This window comes from Actinocorallia lasiicapitis (assembly GCF_054778695.1).
Genome location: NZ_BAAGZI010000002.1, coordinates 15,272 through 33,094, shown reverse-complemented (window position 1 = coordinate 33,094; position 17,823 = coordinate 15,272). Strand labels below are relative to the sequence as shown.

20 protein-coding genes are annotated in these 17,823 nt (G+C 70.2%); 10 read left to right on the top strand and 10 right to left on the bottom strand.

Translation table 11 applies throughout. The annotated features are described in order from the left end of the window. Window positions 1–2 precede the first annotated feature (2 nt). The 4 genes from ACYVE7_RS00665 (at window position 3) to ACYVE7_RS00650 (ending at window position 2,232) form a co-directional block, all read left to right on the top strand. On the top strand, window positions 3–455 hold the full coding sequence (locus tag ACYVE7_RS00665; RefSeq protein ID WP_460362218.1) for a hypothetical protein: 453 nt from the start codon (window positions 3–5) through the stop codon (window positions 453–455). A gap of 89 nt (window positions 456–544) precedes the next feature. Next, entirely contained in the window at window positions 545–1,372 is an 828-nt protein-coding gene (locus ACYVE7_RS00660) for an alpha/beta fold hydrolase (RefSeq protein ID WP_460362217.1), read from the top strand. 198 nt (window positions 1,373–1,570) lie between these two features. Continuing rightward, window positions 1,571–1,981 (top strand): VOC family protein, encoded by a 411-nt coding sequence (locus ACYVE7_RS00655; protein WP_460362216.1) that lies wholly within the window; start codon window positions 1,571–1,573, stop codon window positions 1,979–1,981. Window positions 1,982–1,995: 14 nt separating this feature from the next. Further along, entirely contained in the window at window positions 1,996–2,232 is a 237-nt protein-coding gene (locus ACYVE7_RS00650; RefSeq protein ID WP_460362215.1) for a hypothetical protein, read from the top strand. Window positions 2,233–2,292: 60 nt separating this feature from the next. On the opposite strand, the gene pepN is transcribed toward ACYVE7_RS00650, so the two are convergent. Then, window positions 2,293–4,842 carry an aminopeptidase N gene (gene pepN / locus ACYVE7_RS00645; protein WP_460362214.1) on the bottom strand — a complete coding sequence of 850 codons (2,550 nt, stop codon included), beginning with the start codon at window positions 4,840–4,842 and terminating at the stop codon, window positions 2,293–2,295. A gap of 187 nt (window positions 4,843–5,029) precedes the next feature. Here pepN and ACYVE7_RS00640 point away from each other — a divergent pair, with 187 nt between their 5' ends. Continuing rightward, entirely contained in the window at window positions 5,030–5,584 is a 555-nt protein-coding gene (locus ACYVE7_RS00640; protein ID WP_460362255.1) for a mycothiol-dependent nitroreductase Rv2466c family protein, read from the top strand. Window positions 5,585–5,610: 26 nt separating this feature from the next. Further along, complete coding sequence (locus tag ACYVE7_RS00635) at window positions 5,611–5,766, top strand: hypothetical protein (RefSeq protein ID WP_460362213.1); 156 nt, start codon at window positions 5,611–5,613, stop codon at window positions 5,764–5,766. 113 nt (window positions 5,767–5,879) lie between these two features. Here the strand turns inward: ACYVE7_RS00635 and ACYVE7_RS00630 are convergent, their stop codons facing one another. The 6 genes from ACYVE7_RS00630 to ACYVE7_RS00605 form a co-directional block, all read right to left on the bottom strand. Beyond that, window positions 5,880–6,344, bottom strand: a complete 465-nt coding sequence (locus ACYVE7_RS00630; protein WP_460362212.1) for a ribose-5-phosphate isomerase — start codon at window positions 6,342–6,344, stop codon at window positions 5,880–5,882. Window positions 6,345–6,361: 17 nt separating this feature from the next. Then, entirely contained in the window at window positions 6,362–7,297 is a 936-nt protein-coding gene (locus ACYVE7_RS00625) for an ATP-binding protein (RefSeq protein ID WP_460362211.1), read from the bottom strand. Window positions 7,298–7,361: 64 nt separating this feature from the next. Then, a complete protein-coding gene (locus ACYVE7_RS00620; protein WP_460362210.1) occupies window positions 7,362–8,129 on the bottom strand; it encodes an energy-coupling factor ABC transporter ATP-binding protein in 768 nt (255 codons plus the stop codon). Further along, window positions 8,129–8,890, bottom strand: a complete 762-nt coding sequence (gene cbiQ / locus ACYVE7_RS00615; protein WP_460362208.1) for a cobalt ECF transporter T component CbiQ — start codon at window positions 8,888–8,890, stop codon at window positions 8,129–8,131. Before cbiQ ends, ACYVE7_RS00620 begins: the two co-directional genes overlap by 1 nt. Next, window positions 8,891–9,196: a PDGLE domain-containing protein gene (locus ACYVE7_RS00610; protein WP_460362207.1), complete on the bottom strand. Its 306-nt coding sequence runs from the start codon at window positions 9,194–9,196 to the stop codon at window positions 8,891–8,893. It lies immediately after the preceding gene. After that, a complete protein-coding gene (locus tag ACYVE7_RS00605) occupies window positions 9,193–9,891 on the bottom strand; it encodes an energy-coupling factor ABC transporter permease (RefSeq protein ID WP_460362205.1) in 699 nt (232 codons plus the stop codon). The genes ACYVE7_RS00610 and ACYVE7_RS00605 overlap by 4 nt, the downstream gene beginning before the upstream one ends. Window positions 9,892–10,052: 161 nt before the next feature. Between ACYVE7_RS00605 and ACYVE7_RS00600 the strand changes: the two genes are divergently transcribed. Beyond that, window positions 10,053–11,183 carry a SpoIIE family protein phosphatase gene (locus ACYVE7_RS00600; RefSeq protein WP_460362203.1) on the top strand — a complete coding sequence of 377 codons (1,131 nt, stop codon included), beginning with the start codon at window positions 10,053–10,055 and terminating at the stop codon, window positions 11,181–11,183. A gap of 63 nt (window positions 11,184–11,246) precedes the next feature. Further along, complete coding sequence (locus ACYVE7_RS00595) at window positions 11,247–12,203, top strand: hypothetical protein (protein ID WP_460362202.1); 957 nt, start codon at window positions 11,247–11,249, stop codon at window positions 12,201–12,203. Here the strand turns inward: ACYVE7_RS00595 and malQ are convergent. Continuing rightward, window positions 12,200–13,927, bottom strand: a complete 1,728-nt coding sequence (gene malQ / locus ACYVE7_RS00590) for a 4-alpha-glucanotransferase (protein WP_460362201.1) — start codon at window positions 13,925–13,927, stop codon at window positions 12,200–12,202. The genes ACYVE7_RS00595 and malQ overlap by 4 nt on opposite strands. 264 nt (window positions 13,928–14,191) lie before the next feature. Here malQ and ACYVE7_RS00585 point away from each other — a divergent pair, with 264 nt between their 5' ends. Together ACYVE7_RS00585 and ilvD are read left to right on the top strand one after the other, a co-directional pair. Next, entirely contained in the window at window positions 14,192–14,962 is a 771-nt protein-coding gene (locus ACYVE7_RS00585) for a nuclease-related domain-containing protein (protein ID WP_460362200.1), read from the top strand. Between the two features lie 157 nt (window positions 14,963–15,119). Beyond that, window positions 15,120–16,979, top strand: coding sequence for a dihydroxy-acid dehydratase (ilvD, locus tag ACYVE7_RS00580; protein ID WP_460362199.1), 1,860 nt, complete (start codon window positions 15,120–15,122; stop codon window positions 16,977–16,979). A 53-nt stretch (window positions 16,980–17,032) separates the two neighbouring features. Here the strand turns inward: ilvD and ACYVE7_RS00575 are convergent, their stop codons facing one another. Both ACYVE7_RS00575 and ACYVE7_RS00570 read right to left on the bottom strand, forming a co-directional pair. Beyond that, window positions 17,033–17,239, bottom strand: a complete 207-nt coding sequence (locus tag ACYVE7_RS00575; RefSeq protein WP_460362198.1) for an FmdB family zinc ribbon protein — start codon at window positions 17,237–17,239, stop codon at window positions 17,033–17,035. Between the two features lie 9 nt (window positions 17,240–17,248). After that, window positions 17,249–17,761, bottom strand: coding sequence for an HNH endonuclease (locus tag ACYVE7_RS00570; RefSeq protein WP_460362196.1), 513 nt, complete (start codon window positions 17,759–17,761; stop codon window positions 17,249–17,251). Between the last annotated feature and the right edge of the window lie 62 nt (window positions 17,762–17,823).

Here is a 17,823-nt window from a genome sequence, read left to right as displayed (position 1 = left end):
CCATGACCTACAACCGGCTGACCCGGCTGCTGTCCCTGCTCGTGGCGAGCGTGTTCGCGCTGTGCCTGGTCCAGATCGTCGCCTCGCCCGCGCAGGCGTACTCCTGCTCGAAGTCCACCACACGCACCGTGACCCACCGCAACGGCGGGGTCGCCAAGGCCACGATCACTTTCCAGGCCCAGTGCAGCGACGGCAAGACCCACTGGGACGGCGTCCTCACCGACATCCTCTGCGACGGCCGCGCCGCCCGCCTCACCCTCATGAGCGACTGGACCCCCATCCCCGGCTCCCCCGGCTTCGAATGGGGCACCACCAACGGCAACGGCTGCAACACCTCAAGCTCCTTCGGCGGCTCCTCCACCAACCCCACGGCCCCCGGCGCCGACCTCTGGCTAGGCGCCTGCAACACCTGGACCTGCGCCACCTGGGACCGCTGGGATCTCCTCTATTTCTAACCCCCCGTTCCCCCGAGCCCGCCCGGCTCGGGGGAACACGCCATTTCCAGACGCCACCGGGGGCTGGGCCCGATGCGAAAATGACGGGCATGATCAGTTTCGCGTCATATGACGGGACCATGCTCGTCCGGCATGAGCGGGGGGAAGGACCGGCGTTGGTCTGCCTGCCGGGCGGGCCGGGACGGTCCTCGGGTTATCTGGGAGATCTCGGCGGCCTGTCCGCCCACCGTCGGCTGATCCTGCTCGACAATCGGGGAACCGGTGATTCCGCGACGCCGGTCGATCCGGCCAGCTATGCGATGGACCGGATGGTCGCCGACGTCGAGGCACTGCGGCTGCATCTGGGGCTCGAACGGATGGACCTGCTCGGGCATTCGGCAGCCGGGGGGCTGGCGTTGCTGTACGCCGCCCGGCATCCCGAGCGACTGGACCACCTGGTGCTGGTCACGCCGAACGTGCAGCCAGCGGGGATCGAGATAACCGACGAGCAGTGGTGCGCCCAGATCGAGGGCCGCGCCGACGAAAGCTGGTACGAGAGCAGACTGCCCGACCTCGAAGCATGGGAGGCGGGAGACGAGAGCCGGCGCCTGCGAGCCCAGCCGTTCTTCTACAGCCCTTGGAACGAAACCGCCGAAACACACGCCCAACGGTTCGCCGAACGCTCGCCGGAGGCGGCCCGAGGCTTCCACACCGACCTGCCCGCGCCCGAGGAGATCAGGGTGGGCCTGGCGAAGGTCACCGCGCCGGTCCTGGTGATCGCCGGAGAGCGGGACCCAGGGCCACTGCCCGCGCACACCGCCGAACTGGCCGGGATCTTCCCGCGCGGAACCAGCACGGTGCTGCCCGGAGCCCACTACCCCTGGGTCACCGCGCCGGACACCTTCGCCGAGACCGTCGAAAACTTCCTGCAGACCTGATCCGCGAGGAGAAGACCGAGCGGCGGCTGCCCATGAGTGTCGGGCGCGGAGCCTTTGGCCGGTGGGTTAGGGCTCGTCCAGGTGGAAGCCGAAGGCCCGAGCCATCACCGGGTTCCTCCGCGAGCACTCCACCGCCCAGACGTAGGGAGGAGGGGGCCGGATCGGACATTGGCCACCACCCTGTGACAAGATCATTGGATGTTGCGATTTACTGACTTCATCATCGACTGCCCGGACACGATGGAGCTGGCGGCCTTCTACTCAGCGGTGACGGGGCAGCCGGTGAAGGACGGTAGCCACGAGGACTGGGCCGGTATCAAGTTCGGCGAGATCGAGCTGGCCTTCATCCGGGTGGACGACTATCGCGCGCCGCAGTGGCCCGACAGCGAGCATCCCAAGCAGTTCCACCTCGACTTCGAAGTGGACGAGATCGAGCCGGAGCAGCGCCGGATCCTCGACCTCGGCGCGACACTGCGCCAGGACTTCATCGGCCCCGAAGGCTACGGCTGGCGCGTCTACACCGACCCCATCGGCCACCCCTTCTGCCTGTGCCGCAACAAGGGCGTCACCTGGACCGACGAGGGCCCGACCTGGCCCAAGCGCGGCTAGCCCCGAAGCGACGGATGCTCGCTCGTAATTTGCTCTGGCTGGGAACGCTTCTCGGCCTCTGCACCGGCCTGATCATGATTGCGGGCGCACTCACCGGTGAAGGCGCGCCGTCGCTGCTGGTGCGGGTCGGCCAATGCGGCGTCGGAGCGTATCTCGTCCGGATTCTCGGACCCGGCCTCCTGCGCATGATCACAGGAAGCGTGCGTGCCCTCCAGCGCGGTCGAGGCTCCGGAGAACCGCCCGTCGAGTGAGTCCGGCGCGAGTGGGCCGCCCGGGGTGGGCGGCCCACTCGCGCTGGGTGGGGCCGAGGGTCAGGAGGCGGTGGCGTCCTTGGCCTGGGCGTTGAGGGCGCGGCGGATGCCGTCGCGGCCCTCGGAGAGCAGGCGGACGAGAGCCGACGGGGGCTGCTCGTCAGCGATGTAGCGCTCCGTGCGGTCGATGGTCTCCTGCGAGATGTTCAGGAAGGGGTAGGCGACCTCCGCGAAAGTCTGGGACATGTCGGAGGACCACTCCTTCCAGACACGGCCCACTTCCGAGAAGTACTTCTCGGTGTACGGCTTCAGGAGATCGGCCTGGTCGGGCTCGACGAAACCGCCGATCGTGGCGCGGAACACCGCGTTCGGAAGCTTGCCGCCGATGATGCGCTGCCAGGCCGCTTCCTTCGCCTCAGCGGTCGGGATCGCGGCGGTCAGCGCGGCGGCGTGGCGTTCGCCCGCGGCGGTGGCGTCACGTTCGTGCTCCGCCTTGATCTCCGCCTCGCCGGCCTTGCCGCGGACGACGAGACGGCGCAGCAGACCCCAGCGCAGATCCGTGTCGACCTTCAGCCCGTCGAGGACCTCGGTGCCGTCGAGCAGAGCCCGCACATACGCGAGGTGCTCGTCGGAGGTCGCCGAACCCGCGAACGCCTGCACATAGTTGAGCTGCAGGTCGGAGCCGGGCTCGGCACCGCGCGCCAGATCGAACAGCGCCGACGACAGCTGTGCGAGACCCTCCTCCCGCCACGCCGGGTCGGCGTACTGGGAGATCGCCAGCCGGCCCTGACGGAGCAGGGTCTGCGTCACCGAGATGTCCGTGACACCCGCGATGCCCGACAGCAGCAGCTTGACGTAGTCGCGCGTCGCCATCTCCGCGTCGCGGGTCATGTCCCACGCCGCCGACCAGGCCAGGGCGCGCGGCAGGCTCTCCCTGATCTCACCGATCGAGGAGACCAGGGTGGCGAGCGAGTGCTCGTCGAGCCGGATCTTGGCGTAGGTGAGGTCGTCGTCGTTGACCAGCACCAGGTCGGGACGGCGCTCGCCGACCAGCTCGCCCACCTCGGTGCGCGCGCCGACCACGTCGAGCTCGACGCGCTTGCGGCGCACCAGCCCCTCGGCGGTCTTGTCGTACAGGCCGATCGCGATCCGGTGTGCACGGAGCGTCGGGTACTCCTCGGTGGCCTCCTGCAGCACGTCGAACGTGGCGAAGTTCCCCGCCGCGTCGAGCGTGTACTCCGGGCGCAGCGTGTTGACCCAGGAGGTCTCCAGCCACTCCTTCGACCAGGAGGTGAGCTCGCGGCCCGAAGTCTCCTCCAGCGCGTCCAGCAGATCGGACAGCACGGTGTTGCCCCACGCGTGCCGCTGGAAGTACCGGCGCACGCCCTCGAGGAAGTTCTCGAGCCCGACATAGGCGACGAGCTGCTTGAGCACCGACGCGCCCTTGGCGTAGGTGATCCCGTCGAAGTTCACCTCGACGGCCCGGATGTCCGGGATATCGGCGGCGATCGGGTGCGTGGAGGGAAGCTGGTCCTGCCGGTACGCCCACGCCTTCTCGACGTTCGCGAACGTCGTCCAGGCGCCCTTCCACTTGGTGGCCTGCGACTGGCACAGCACCGACATGTACGTGGCGAACGACTCGTTCAGCCACAGGTCGTCCCACCAGCGCATGGTGACCAGGTCACCGAACCACATGTGCGCCATCTCGTGCAGGATGGTCTCGGCGCGCCGCTCGTAGGCGGCATCAGTCACCCGGGACCGGAACACGTAGTCCTCGAGGAACGTGACGGCGCCCGCGTTCTCCATCGCGCCCGCGTTGAACTCCGGCACGAAGAGCTGGTCGTACTTGCCGAACGGGTAGGGGAAGTCGAAGGTCTTCTCGAAGTACTCGAAGCCCTGCTTGGTGACCTCCAGGATCGCGTCGGCGTCCAAGTGCTCGGCCAGCGACGCCCGGCAGTACACGCCGAGGGCGATCCGGCCGTCGTCGTAGGAGTCGCGGACCACGTGGTACGGGCCGGCGATCAGCGCCGTGATGTAAGTCGACATCTTCTCGGTGGCCGGGAAGCGGTGGACGCCGCTCTCCACGACCGGCGTGGTGTTGGAGATGACCTCCCAGCCCTCCGGCGTCTTCACGTCGAAGGAGAACACCGACTTCAGGTCGGGCTGGTCGAAGCACGCGAACATGCGGTGCGCGTCGGCCGTCTCGAACTGCGTGTACAGGTAGACGCTGCCGTCGACCGGGTCGACCATCCGGTGCAGGCCCTCGCCCGAACGCGAGTAGAGGATGTCGGCCTTGACGGTCAGCTCGTTGGACGCCTGCAGGCCCGGCAGCGGAAGCCGCCCCTTGGCCGCGTCGTAGGTGGCGACGTCGAGCGCCTGCCCGTTCAGGGTCGCCTCACGGACGACCGCGTCGGCCAGGTCGATGAAGGTCGCGACGCCGACCTCGTTGCTGCTGAATCGCACGGTGGTGACGCTGTCGAAGCGCTCCTCACCCGTGGACACGGCGTCGGGCCCGTTGGAGCCCGTGACGTCCAGTGCCACCTCGTACGACTCGACGCTCAGCAGCCGGGCTCTTTCCCGCGCCTCGTCGCGCGTGAGGTTGCCTGCCACAAGCCCTCCTCGGTGATGACCAGTAATCCTCAGATCTTTTCACGTCCCGCCGTGCAGCGGGAATGCGTGCCTGTGGACAACGGTTGTCGCCAGGGAAGGACGCTCATCACTATGGAGGTCGATTTTGTCGGCTATTGAACCCACCCCGGTTGATTTCTGGTTCGACCCGCGCTGCCCGTGGGCGTGGATGACGTCCCGGTGGATCCATGAGGTGGCCAAGTACCGCGACATCGCGCCGCGCTGGCACGTCATGTCGCTCGCCGTGCTCAACGAGGGCCGCGATGACCTCCCCGAACGCTACAAGCAGTTCATGAAGGACGCCTGGGGGCCGGTCCGCGTGGCGATCGCCGCCGAGCAGAAGTACGGCAACGACGTGCTCGGCCCGCTGTACACCGAGCTCGGCACCCGCATCCACAACGAGGGCCGCTTCCCCGACGACGCGCTGATCGCCGAGGCGCTGGAGGCCGCCGGGCTCGACCCCGCGCTGGTCGCCGCCGCTCACTCCACCGAGTTCGACGACGCCTTGCGCGCCTCGCACAAGGTGGGGATCGACAAGGTCGGCCAGGACGTCGGCACCCCGGTCATCGAGGTCGAGGGGGTCGCGTTCTTCGGCCCCGTCGTCACCCCGATCCCGCGCGGCGAAGACGCCGTCAAGCTCTGGGACGGCGTCCTGGCGGTCGCCTCCACCCCGGGCTTCTACGAACTCAAGCGCACCCGCGACGCAGAACCGAGCTTTGACTAGCCCCATGACGGGGTAAACGGCTGTACATGACCCAGCCGAGTATGCGCATCACCCCGGCCCTAGCCATGCGCGTCCGCGACGTCTCCCGCCCAGCGGCCGACGAGCCCCAGCGCAAGCCCCCGGAACCCGTCAAGCCCCGGCGCGGCGAACGCAGACGCCTGAGCAAGCGCGGAAAAGCCTGAGCGGCGACCCCACGACAAGGGATCGCCGCTCAGGCGAGCAGTACCGTCGAAGACGGCAGCCCCGCTCCCGGTATGACGGCGGGAGCGGCCTGCCGCCACAGCGACGGGTCTTATCAAACAGGCGGGAGCGTGCCGGTGGTTTCGTAGGCGGTGAGCATGTCGATGCGGCGGGTGTGGCGGGGCTCGTCGGAGTAGGGGGTGGCCAGGAAGAGCTGGACGAAGCGGGTGGCGTCGTCCAGGGAGTGCTGGCGTGCGCCGATCGAGACGATGTTCGCGTCGTTGTGCTCGCGGCCGAGGGTGGCGGTGTCGTCGCTCCACGCGAGCGCGGCGCGGATCCCCTTGACCTTGTTGGCGGCGATGGCCTCGCCGTTGCCGGAGCCGCCGATGACGATGCCGAGCGAGCCGGGCTCGGCGGCGACGCCTTCGGCTGCGCGCAGCACGAACGGCGGGTAGTCGTCGACGGCGTCGTAGACGAACGGGCCGCAGTCGACGGGCTCGTAGCCGTTGGCCTTGAGCCAGCCGACCAGGTGTTCCTTCAGCTCAAAGCCGGCGTGGTCCGATCCCAGGAAAACTCGCATGGGGCGATTCTCCCAGGTCAGCCCTGGAGGCTGAAACCGGGGTCGACCTGTTCGGCGAGGTCCTCGCCGACGGCCCGGTTGGCCCAGCTCGCGGCGTTCTTCAGATGGAACTCCACGCCCTGCCGCTGGAACTTCGGCCAGTCCTTGGGCTGCGCGTCGACGGTCTTGCGGAGCTGGTCGAGCGCGGCGACGCCCTCGTCTTCCAGCCGCGCCCCCGGCCGGCCCTGTTCGATCTTGCGGACGGCCGCGGAGTGGCCGAACCAGGTCAGCAGATCGTCGCCGACGTGTTCGCGTAGGTAGTCGAGGTCCTGCTCGTCCTGGACCTTGTTGCCGACGACCTTGATCGTGACGTCGTAGTCGCGGGCGTACTCGGTGTACTGCCGGTACACGCTGACGCCCTTGCGGGTCGGTTCCGCCACCAGGAACATCACGTCGAACCGGGTGAACAGGCCTGAGGCGAAGGTGTCGGCGCCGGCCGTCATGTCGACGACGACGTATTCGCCTTCGCCGTCCACGAGATGGTTCAGGTACAGCTCGACCGCCCCGGTCTTGGAGTGGTAGCAGGCCACGCCGAGGTCCTCGTCGGTGAACGGGCCGGTGGCCATCAGCCGCAGGGTGGGGGCGAGCGGCAGCGACAGCTCGGTGTGGAACGGGTCGGTTCCGCCGATGCGCAGCAGCCGGGAGCCCTGTCCCGGCGGGGTCGTCTTCACCATCGTGGCGGCCGACGAGATCCGCGGATTGTCGCCGCGCAGATACTCCTTGATGTCCGGCAGGTGATCGCCCAATGCCGGGACGGCCAGGTCCTCGTCCAGCCCGAGCGCGACCCCGAGATGCTGGTTGATGTCGGCGTCGACGGCCACCACGGGCAGCGACGCCGCCGCCAGATGCCGGATGAACAGGGACGACAGGGTGGTCTTCCCGCTGCCGCCCTTACCCACGAACGCGACCTTCATCACTGCCCCCGCACTAAAGAATGAAAACCGTTCCCAAACCACGGTAGCGGAGGCGCGTCAAGGGTTAAGGGGCTTCCGGCAAAGAGTCGGGGTGGAAGCCGTAGGGCAGTTCCAGCCGGTGCCGGGCCAGCAGCGCCTCGTCGGCGAGCAGGTCGCGGGTCTTGCCGTCGGCGGCGATGATCCCGCCCGACATCACCAGCGAGCGCGGGCAGAGCTGGGCCGCGTACGGCAGATCGTGCGTGACCATGAGGATCGTGACGTCGAGGGAGAGCAGGATCTCGGCGAGCTCGCGCCGTGAGGCCGGATCGAGGTTCGACGACGGCTCGTCCAGGACCAGGATCTCGGGCTCCATCGCCAGGACCGTCGCGACGGCCACCCGGCGGCGCTGCCCGAAGCTCAGATGCTGGGGCGCGCGGTCCGCGACGTGCGCCATCCCGACCCGCTCCAGCGCCGAGGCGACCCTGCGCTCCAGTTCGGCGCCGCGCAGCCCCAGATTGGCGGGGCCGAACGCCACGTCCTCGGCGACGGTCGGCATGAAGAGCTGGTCGTCGGGGTCCTGGAACACCACACCGACCCGGCGGCGGATCTCCCGCAGCGACTTCTTGTCCCGGGGATCGACGGGCAGCCCGGCCACCGTCACCGAGCCGGAGCCGCCGCTGAGGATGCCGTTGAGGTGCAGCACCAGCGTGGTCTTGCCCGCACCGTTGGGGCCGAGCAGCGCGACCCGCTCCCCCCGGCCGATCCTGGCGTCGACACCGAACAGCGCCTGGGTGCCGTCGGGGTAGGCGAAGGCCAGCTCACTGATCTCGAGCGAGACATCCTGCGGATCCATCAGACCATCCAAGCAGCCATGGCGACCAGCGCGGCGGCGGCCGGCAGGGTCGAGCTGAGCGCCCACTGCGCCCCGCTGCCCGCGACGTTCTGGACCACCGGCATCCGCCCCTCGTACCCGCGGCTGATCATCGCCAGGTAGACGCGTTCGCCGCGCTCGTAGGAGCGCAGGAACAGCGCGCCCAGCGAACGCGCGAGGATCTTGGCGTCGCGCAGGTCGCGCGCTTCGAAACCGCGGGCGGCGCGCGCCACCTTCATCCGCCGCAACTCCGCGGTGACCACGTCGCCGTAGCGGAGCATGAAGGTCGCGATCTGGGTGATCAGCGGAGGCATCCGCAGCCGTTCGATGCCCAGCAGCAGCACGCGCGGCTCGGTCGTGGACGCCAGCAGAATCGAGGCGATCACCCCGAGGGTGCCCTTGGCGAGGATGTTCCACGCGCCCCACAGCCCGCTCTCGCTGAGGTCCAGGCCGAGGACGTGCACGGTCGGGCCGGTCGCGACGAACGGCATGAGGAACGCGAACGCCACGAACGGGATCTCGATCACGACCCGCTTCGCCAGGAGCGTCAACGGGATCTTCGCGGCCAGCGCGACGCCCGCGAGCAGCACCGCGTAGAGACCGAACGCCCAGATCTCCTCGCGCGGGGTCCCCACCACGGCCAGCACGAACCCGACCGTGGCGACGATCTTGCACTGCGGCGGCAGGCGGTGCGCCGCCGAGTCCCCCGCCCGGAACAGGACGTGCGCGTGCCCCGCGCCCATCTACTCGGCCGCCAGCGGCTGCTTGCGACGGAGCACCCAGAACAGCCCGGTGCCCGCCACCAGCACGATCGCCACTCCGGCGACCCCGGCGAGCCCGCCGGAGAGCCGCTCGTTGCCGACTCCCTTGACGCCGTAGTCGGCGAGCGGCGAGTCGCCCAGCGAGTGGTCTTCCTCGTTGGCGTTGAGCCCCTTGTCGGCGGCGACCTTCTCCAGCCCGTCGGGGCTGGAGCTGGCGTAGTAGCTGACGATCCCCGCCAGCACCAGGGCGACGAGCAGTCCGGCGCCGAGCAGCTTCTTCAGGGTCATGCCAGGCCCTCCTGGACCTCGGAGAGCTTCTTGAGCGTGAGGGGCCTGACCAGCCCGCGCGCCCCGTAGACCAGGTCGGGACGGACGGCCAGCACGGACGAGACGGTCAGCGCCGTGATCAGCGCCTCACCGATCCCGATCAGCACGTGCACGCCGACCATCGCGGTCAGCGTGGTGCCGAGCGGCACGTCGGCGGTGCCGCCGATCGCGTAGATCCCGGTGAACGCGACCGCCGCGGCGGGGACGGACACCACGGCGGCGACGAACGCGGACGCCACGACCGGTCCGCGCCCGTTGGGCAGTACCTTGACGAGCGTCCGGAACAGCCCGTAGCCGATCAGCACGGTGACCAGCGCCATCGTGGTGATGTTGACGCCGAGCGCGGTCAGCCCGCCGTCGGCGAAGATCAGCGCCTGGGCCAGCAGGACGACCGAGACGACCAGCACCCCGGTGAACGGTCCGACCAGAATCGCCGCGAGTGTCCCGCCGAGCAGGTGGCCGCTGGTGCCGCCGGCGACCGGGAAGTTGAGCATCTGGGCGGCGAAGACGAAGGCCGCGGTCAGTCCGGCGAGCGGCGCGGTGCGGTCGTCGAGCTCCCGCCGCGCTCCGCGCAGGGCGACGGCCACGCCCGTGGCCGCGACCACTCCAGCGGCCAGCGACGTGGGGGCGTCGATGAACCCATCGGGTACGTGCACGGGCGAATCCTCCGTGATCTTTCGGGGTGTACGCCCCGTTTGGAGCGCTGCAATCGTACTTGCGAACAAGTCGCAATAACAAGGCGGACGCCGCGGCCGGGAGCGGACGGTGACGCGGATAACCGCCACCCGGCCTCTTCGGTCGGTACAGTTGCGGGGTCATGCTTCAGCGCCTGGTTCACCTCCTCCCGCCGAAGGTGCGTGCCCAGCTGAGGCGCGTGCCGGTACTCGTCGCGCTCTACCAGTGGCTGCGCCGCGGGCGGATGCGCGAGCGCTACCTGTTCGCGATCCTGGCCGGCAGCGCGATCGTCGCGGGATTTCTGGCGACGGTCTCGACCTGGTGGTTCCCGCCCAGCATGCTGGTGCTGTCGGTGCTCTGGGGCGGTCTGGTCCTGCGGGTCCGCGCCCTCACGGGGCTGCTGGCGGTCGTCGGCGTCGTCCTGGTCGGCGACTTCATCGCCCTCAACGGCAGGGTCGGCCCCGGCGTCTGGGTGACGATCTTCCTGACGGCGCTGCTCGCCCTGTCCCTGGCCCGCACCCGGCAGACCCTCGGCGTCCACGGGCTGCGCGGCGACTCGATGCTGCTGGAGCTCAGCCAGCGGCTGCACCGGCAGGGCAAGATCCCCGATCTGAAAGAGGGCTGGGAGAGCAACGTCGAACTGGCCCAGGCCGGCGGCTCCTCCTTCGGCGGCGACTTCATCGTCTCCTGCCGGCACCGCTCCCCCGACGGCGAGAAGGACCTGCTCGAGGTCGCCCTGGTCGACGTGTCGGGCAAGGGCATCGACGCCGGCACCCGGGCCCTCATGCTGTCCGGAGCGTTCGGCGGGCTCCTTGGATCGGTCCAGCCGTCGGAGTTCCTTTCCGCGTGCAACAACTACCTGCACCGGCAGCGCTGGGACGAGGGATTCGTCACGGCCGTCCATGTGGTGGTCGATCTCGACACCGGTGACTACATCGTCGAGTCGGCGGGCCACCCGCCCGCGGTCAAGTTCGTCGCGGCCAGCGGAACCTGGCTGGTCGGCGAGGCCAAGGGCGTCGTGCTGGGCGTCGTGCCCGATCTGAAGTGCGAACAGGAATCGGGACGGCTGCGCACCGGCGACGCCCTGATGCTCTACACCGACGGCCTCGTCGAAGCCCCCGGACGCGACCTCGACGCCGGCATCGACCACCTGCTGGGCGAGGCCGAACGCCTGGTCCCCCAGGGCTTCCGCAAGGGCGCCCGCGAGATCGTCCAGACGATGTCGGCCGCCCACGACGACGACTGCGCGCTCGTCCTGATCTGGCGCACCTGATCTCCTCGACGCCTCCGGCGTGAAACCCTGGTCCCGCATCGGCCGACGGGGAAAGGGTGAGGTGTGGGAGTTCTGGGAGAGCTGGCCCGGAGGTACGCGTTCGGTGATCTCGCCGCGCTGGCACGGGCCGGGGTGGCCCCCGAGCGGATCCTGGGCGTCTGCGAGTTCGGCAAACAGCTCCTGGAGCTCGACGCCGAGGACTTCGGCGACGCCGACCCGTCCGTCCCCGAGCATCTCGTGGACCGCGCCCGGATGATCCGGATGCCGCAGGAGCCCCGCGAGCAGGTCAGGGGCGCGCTGGCGTCGATGCGGCCCGCCTACGCGCTGCTGCTCGAGGTGATCGCGATCCGGTGGACGCGCCGGGAGATGGCCGGGCTGGTCGCGGCGGCGCACATCGCGTCGGAGTACCTGCACGTCCTGGCCTGGGAGCCGGTGCTGGGCCACGGGGCCGATCCGGCGCGGCTCGCCGAGACCATGGCCGTCGAGGGGAGCCGGTTCGGGGTCGTCGCGGAGGCCGACCGGTGCGAGCACACCCGGGGCGTCCGGGCGGCGTGCGACAGGTCGCTGCGCGTGGCCAAGGAGCCGGGCGAGGGCTGGCGCGCCTATCTGGACCGGCAGCACAGCCAGATGGCCAAGGGGCTCGGTGTGTGCGCGTCCGGCTGCCGCACCCCGTGCGCGCCGATCACGAACCTGCCGGAGCGGGTGCGGACGGCGCTGGCGGACCGCAATCATCTGGCCCGCGAGTTCGCCGAGGGCGCGCTGGTGCGGCTGCGGCACGCCGCGCCCGTCGGGCACGGGTTCGGGGTGCCCAGCCAGGAGGAGGTGCAGGACGCCTGGGCGCGGTCGCGCACCTCGCTGTCCAAGCACGCGCTGTTCAACGCCGCGCCCGATCCGGCCGCCGACTTCCCGCTCAGCGCGCTGCCGCAGGCGTTCACGGCCGTCGCGGCCATCCAGATCCGGCCGAGCACCCTGCTGCGCGACGTCTCCCTGCACCTGCAGACCCTGCTGCCCGACGACTAGAGCTCCGCCAGGGGGGAGATCGCGGTCCTGACGTCGGGGCTCTCCTTGAGCTCCTCCAGGGTCAGGTTCAGCGGGACGCGCCAGTTGGGGTACTCGTCGACGGTGCCCGGCTGGTTCTGGGTGCGGCGCTCCCCCGCGGCGTCCGCGAGCGAGACGCCGATCAGCCGGGCCGGGGTGCGGGTCAGATAGGCGTGCAGCGCCCGGACGATCCGCGCCACCCCCACCTCGGCCAGGAACTCCGCCGGTTCGGCGGCGCCGGGCTCGGGCAGCAGGCCCTCCTCGGCGAGCAGGTGGAACCAGGTGGCCAGATCGTCCCGGTGGGCGGCGCGCTCGACCTCGGGGGGCCTGGTCAGCAGGCCGAGCCGGTCGCGCAGCGCGATGTGGTCGCCGTGCAGGAACCCCGCGATCGGCGGCAGGTCGTGGGTGCCGACGGTGGCCAGGCACTGCTCGCGCCACTGCTCGGGCCGGCGGCCCCGTTCGAACCAGAGCAGGCTGGTGCCGAGCACCCCGTGGGCGGACAGGTCCTCGCGCAGCGAGGGCTCGACGGTCCCCAGGTCCTCCCCCACCAGCACCGCCTCGGCCTTGGCGGCCTCCTCGCAGAGCACCCGCAGCAGCGCCCTGCGGTCGTAGGAGACGTAGGCGCCTTGGTCGGGCGGCGCTCCTTCGGGCACCCACCACAGCCGGGAGAGCTGCATCACATGGTCGAGCCGCAGCCCGCCGCCGTGCCGGAGCGCCCCGGCGAGCATCGCCCGGTACTGGCGGTGGTCGCCGTCGGCGATCCGCAGCGGGTGCAGCGGCGGCTGGCCCCAGTCCTGGCCGAGCTGGTTGAACTCGTCCGGCGGCGCCCCCACCGAGATCCCCTGCGCGAACAGCTCGGGGTAGAGCCAGGTGTCGGCGCCGCCCGGATGCACCCCGACGGCCAGATCATGGACGATCCCGATCGGCATCCCGCTGGAGCGGGCGGTGCGCTGGCCGTCGGCGAGCTGGCCGTCCAGCCGCCACTGGAGCCAGGCGTGGTACTCCACCCGGTCGGCGCGCGCCCCGCCCGGTTCCTGGCCCGGCCAGTGCCGCCAGTCGGGGCCGTGCAGTTCGGCGAGCGCGCACCAGGTGGCGAAACCGGTCAGGGCGGAGCCCTCGCGACGCCGGTAGGCCCGGTAGGACGCCTCCGGCCGGAACCGGACGAACAGCGCCCGCAGGATCTCGTCCTTGACCTTCCAGACCTGGTCGCGGTCCAGGGTCTCGACCGACTGGAGCCGTCCCAGCAGCTCCCACCGGTCGGGATGCTCCTCGAACTCGGGCAGGGCGCTCACCCGCAGGTACAGCGGGCTGATGTACCGCCGGCTGACCGGCAGGTAGGGCGACGGCTCGATCGGCGCGACGGGTGATGTCGCGTGCAACGGGTTGACCAGCAGGAATCCCGCGCCGAGCCCGGCGCTCCAGCGGGCCAGCTCGGCCAGATCGCTCAGATCGCCGACCCCGCAGGAGCCCCGCGACCTGACCGAGTAGAGCTGGGTCATGAACCCCCAGGCGCGTGGCGGCCGGGGCAGCGGATCGGGCGGGCGTTCTGCGGAGCGCTGCTCGGGGACGGGCTCGCCGGGGCCGAGTGCGGCCAGGACGGCGCGGAGCGTGTCCGGCGAGACCTCGACCTCCTCGCCGCGCCAGTCCCGGTACCGGGTCTCGACGCGATGGGCCCTGGCGAGGCGGCGCAGCTCCTCATCGTCCACGAGGGTCCTTCTAACCGGCGCCCGGCCCGGCAAACGCCAGGAAGGGGACATGTCACCAGATGGATGGCCCTGGCGTTGTGTCGTATGACTTAGGGCAGACAAACTTACCCGCCGGTACACGTTGTGAATCCCCGGATTCGGGCGACAAAACTAGTACCGAACACCCCTAGGCGACCGCCCGGTGAATGGTTACTCTGCGCGCAGAGGATCATGTATGTGTAGAGCGCGAACTACACAGTGTGAGCAGTGGGAGGGAAGTGAGTCATGGCCACGATCGAGCGTGGCGAGGTCGGCAGCGCCCGCGGTCAGCCCGACGGCGACGGCGGCAAGCCCAAGTACGGCGATGTGCTGGGCAGTCCGCAGCTACGCCGCTGGTTGCTGCGCGTCGGAGCGGCAGCGGTCATCGGCATCCTGTTCGCGATCGTCTTCGATCTTCGAGTGGGGGTCACCGTGGCGATCGTCACAGTGATCGCCGACACCGTGCGGAAGGCCAGGAGCGTCCCGGCCGACCAGGCCTGGCGTCGGGCGTCCGCCGCTGAGCGCAGGACCGAGAAGCAGCTGCGCGGCCTCACCAAGCAGGGCTGGCACATCCTGCACGCCAGAGCCGTCCCCCGGGACGTCGACGGCGTCAGCGACGGCAAGATCGACCATCTGGTCATCGGGCCGACCGGGGTCTACGCGATCGACTCCGAGATGTGGGACAAGCGCCTGCCGGTCCGGACCCTCTCGCATCTGCGGCTCTTCCACGGCCCCTTCGAGAAGAAGGAACGCCTGGACGAGGCGCGCTGGGAGGCCAACCAGGCCAGCCGTGCGCTGAGCAAGGCCCTCGGGGTGGAGATCCCCGTGCAGCCGTCCGTGGCGATCTACGGCCCGGCGATCCCCTGGCGGATCATGACCGTCCGGAACGTCGACGTGTACGCCGGAGCGACGGCCAAGAAGTACCTCCGCAAGAGGCCGAAGGTCCTCACGCCGGAGGAAGTGGAGCGGATCGCCGCGGCGGCAAGCGCGGTTTTCCCCTCCAAGTTCCCGGAGTAACCCTCCCGGAGCAGTTCCCGGAAGATCGGGGCACCCCGCCGAAGTCGCCGGGGTGCCGCTGACGGGTAGGCTTGGCGCACCGTCTCATCGTCGCCAGCCCCGTCACCCCTTGGGGCCACCCACCATCTCAAGATCCACGGTTGGGAGAGTCCCCGTCATGCCAGCGCTCAGGTCTCGCACGGTCACCCACGGACGGAACATGGCGGGCGCCCGCGCCCTCATGCGCGCGTCCGGTGTGGAACGCGAGGACTTCGGCAAGCCGATCATCGCGATCGCCAACAGCTTCACCGAGTTCGTCCCCGGCCATGTGCACCTGCGGGAGGTCGCGCAGGTCGTCGCCGCGGCCGTGAAGGCGGCGGGCGGTATTCCGCGCGAGTTCAACACGATCGCGGTCGACGACGGCATCGCGATGGGCCACGGCGGGATGCTCTACTCGCTGCCGTCACGCGAGCTGATCGCCGACGCGGTCGAGTACATGGTCGAGGCGCACTGCGCCGACGCCCTGATCTGCCTGTCGAACTGCGACAAGATCACCCCCGGGATGCTGATCGCGGCGCTCCGGCTCAACATCCCCACCGTGTTCATCTCCGGCGGGCCGATGGAGGCCGGGAAGGTGACGGTCGTCAACGGGACGGCCTCGCTGGTGCGCAAGCTGGACCTGATCGACCCGATGATCGCCGCCGCCGACGAGTCGGTGTCCGACGCCGAGCTGCTCGAGATGGAGGAGGCCGCCTGCCCGACCTGCGGCTCCTGCTCCGGCATGTTCACCGCCAACTCGATGAACTGCCTCACCGAGGCCATCGGCCTGGCGCTGCCCGGCAACGGCTCCACCCTCGCCACCCACGCCGCCCGCAAGACCCTCTTCGAGGACGCCGGCCGCGTGGTCATGGACATCACCCGGCGCTACTACGAGCAGGACGACGCCTCCGTCCTGCCGCTGTCGATCGCGACCCGTGAGGCGTTCGCGAACGCGATGGCGCTCGACGTCGCGATGGGCGGCTCCACCAACACGATCCTGCACCTGCTGGCCGCCGCCCGCGAGGCGAAGGTCGACTTCGGCCTCAGCGACATCGACGCGGTGTCCCGCCGGGTGCCGTGCGTCTCCAAGGTCGCCCCGGCGACCGCGAAGTACCACATGGAGGACGTGCACCGGGCGGGCGGCATCCCCGCGCTGCTCGCCGAGCTCGACAAGGCCGGCCTGATCCACCGCGATCTGCCGACGGTCCACTCCGCGACGATCGGCGAGTTCCTCGACCAGTGGTCGATCACCTCCCCGAACGTCCGGCCGGAGGCCCTGGAGCTGTTCCACGCGGCTCCCGGCGGCGTCCGCACCACCCAGGGCTACTCCCAGAACACCCGCTGGGACTCCCTGGACACCGACCGCGAGAACGGCTGCATCCGCTCCGTCGCCCACGCCTACACCAAGGACGGCGGGCTGGCGGTGCTGCGCGGCAACATCGCCCCCGACGGCGCGATCGTGAAGACCGCGGGCGTCGAGGAAGAGCTGTGGAAGTTCACCGGACCGGCCATCGTCTTCGAGTCGCAGGAGGACGCCGTCGACGGCATCCTGTCGAAGCAGGTCAAGCCGGGCGACGTCGTCGTGATCCGCTACGAGGGCCCCAAGGGCGGCCCCGGGATGCAGGAGATGCTCTACCCGACGAGCTTCCTGAAGGGCCGCGGGCTCGGCAAGGCCTGCGCGCTGATCACCGACGGCCGCTTCTCCGGCGGCACGTCGGGGCTGTCCATCGGCCACGCCTCCCCCGAGGCGGCGGCCGGCGGCGTCATCGCCCTGGTCGAGACCGGCGATGAGATCATCATCGACATCCCGGCCCGCAAGCTGGAGCTGAACGTCACCGACGAGGTCCTCGCCGACCGGCGGGCCAAGCTGGAGGCCAACACCGGCTACCGGCCGGTCGACCGGGTCCGTCCCGTCAGCGCCGCGCTCCGGGCCTACGCCGCGATGGCGACCTCCGCCGACACCGGCGCGGCCCGCGACATCAGCCAGCTCGAACGCTGACCCCGCTCCACGAAACGGCGGCTCCCCATCGGGGGGCCGCCGTTCTCATGCCGTCAGGAGCAGCAGCCCCCACCGCAGCAGCCGCCGCCCGAGGAGCGCGGCGGCGCGGTGACGGTGCCGGTCATCGCGACCGTCGACAGCAGCTTCACCGTGTCGTCGTGGCCGGTGGGGCAGGGCGTGGGGGCGTCGGAGTCGGCCATCGGGCGGGTGAGTTCGAAGGTGGCGCCGCAGGTGCGGCAGCGGTAGTCGTAGCGAGGCATGGCGCCAGTTTAGGCGGCGGGCTCGGTGACGTAGGCGGCCCACTGCGGGTCGCCGTCGTTGCCGATCAGGCCGATCAGCCGCCAGTGGGCGCCGCGCGGCACCGCCGGGGGGTTCGGGAGCGACCAGCCGAGCTCCTCCAGGAGGCGGTCGGCCTTCCGGTGGTTGCAGGGGGTGCAGGAGGCGACGCAGTTCTCCCAGGTGTGCGGGCCGCCCTTGCTGCGGGGCTGCACATGGTCGATGGTCTCGGCCTTCTTGCCGCAGTAGACGCACCGGTAGTTGTCGCGGCGCATGAGGGCCGCGCGGGTCAGCGGGATCCGGGTGCGGAAGGGGATGCGCACATAGCGGCGGAGCCGGATGACCGAAGGGACCTGCATCTGGACGTTGGACGACCGGAGGCAGGCGCCGGAGGAGTCGTGATGCACGACCTCGGCCTTCTCCCGGAGAACGAGACAGACGGCCCGGCGGAGGGGCAGAGTCGTCAGCGGTTCGTACGTGGCGTTCAGGAGAAGGACCTGGCGCATCAGCGGGCCTCCTCCCTGGGAGAAGGAGGCCGTGCGGGGCCTATGTGCGGTGGCACGCTGAA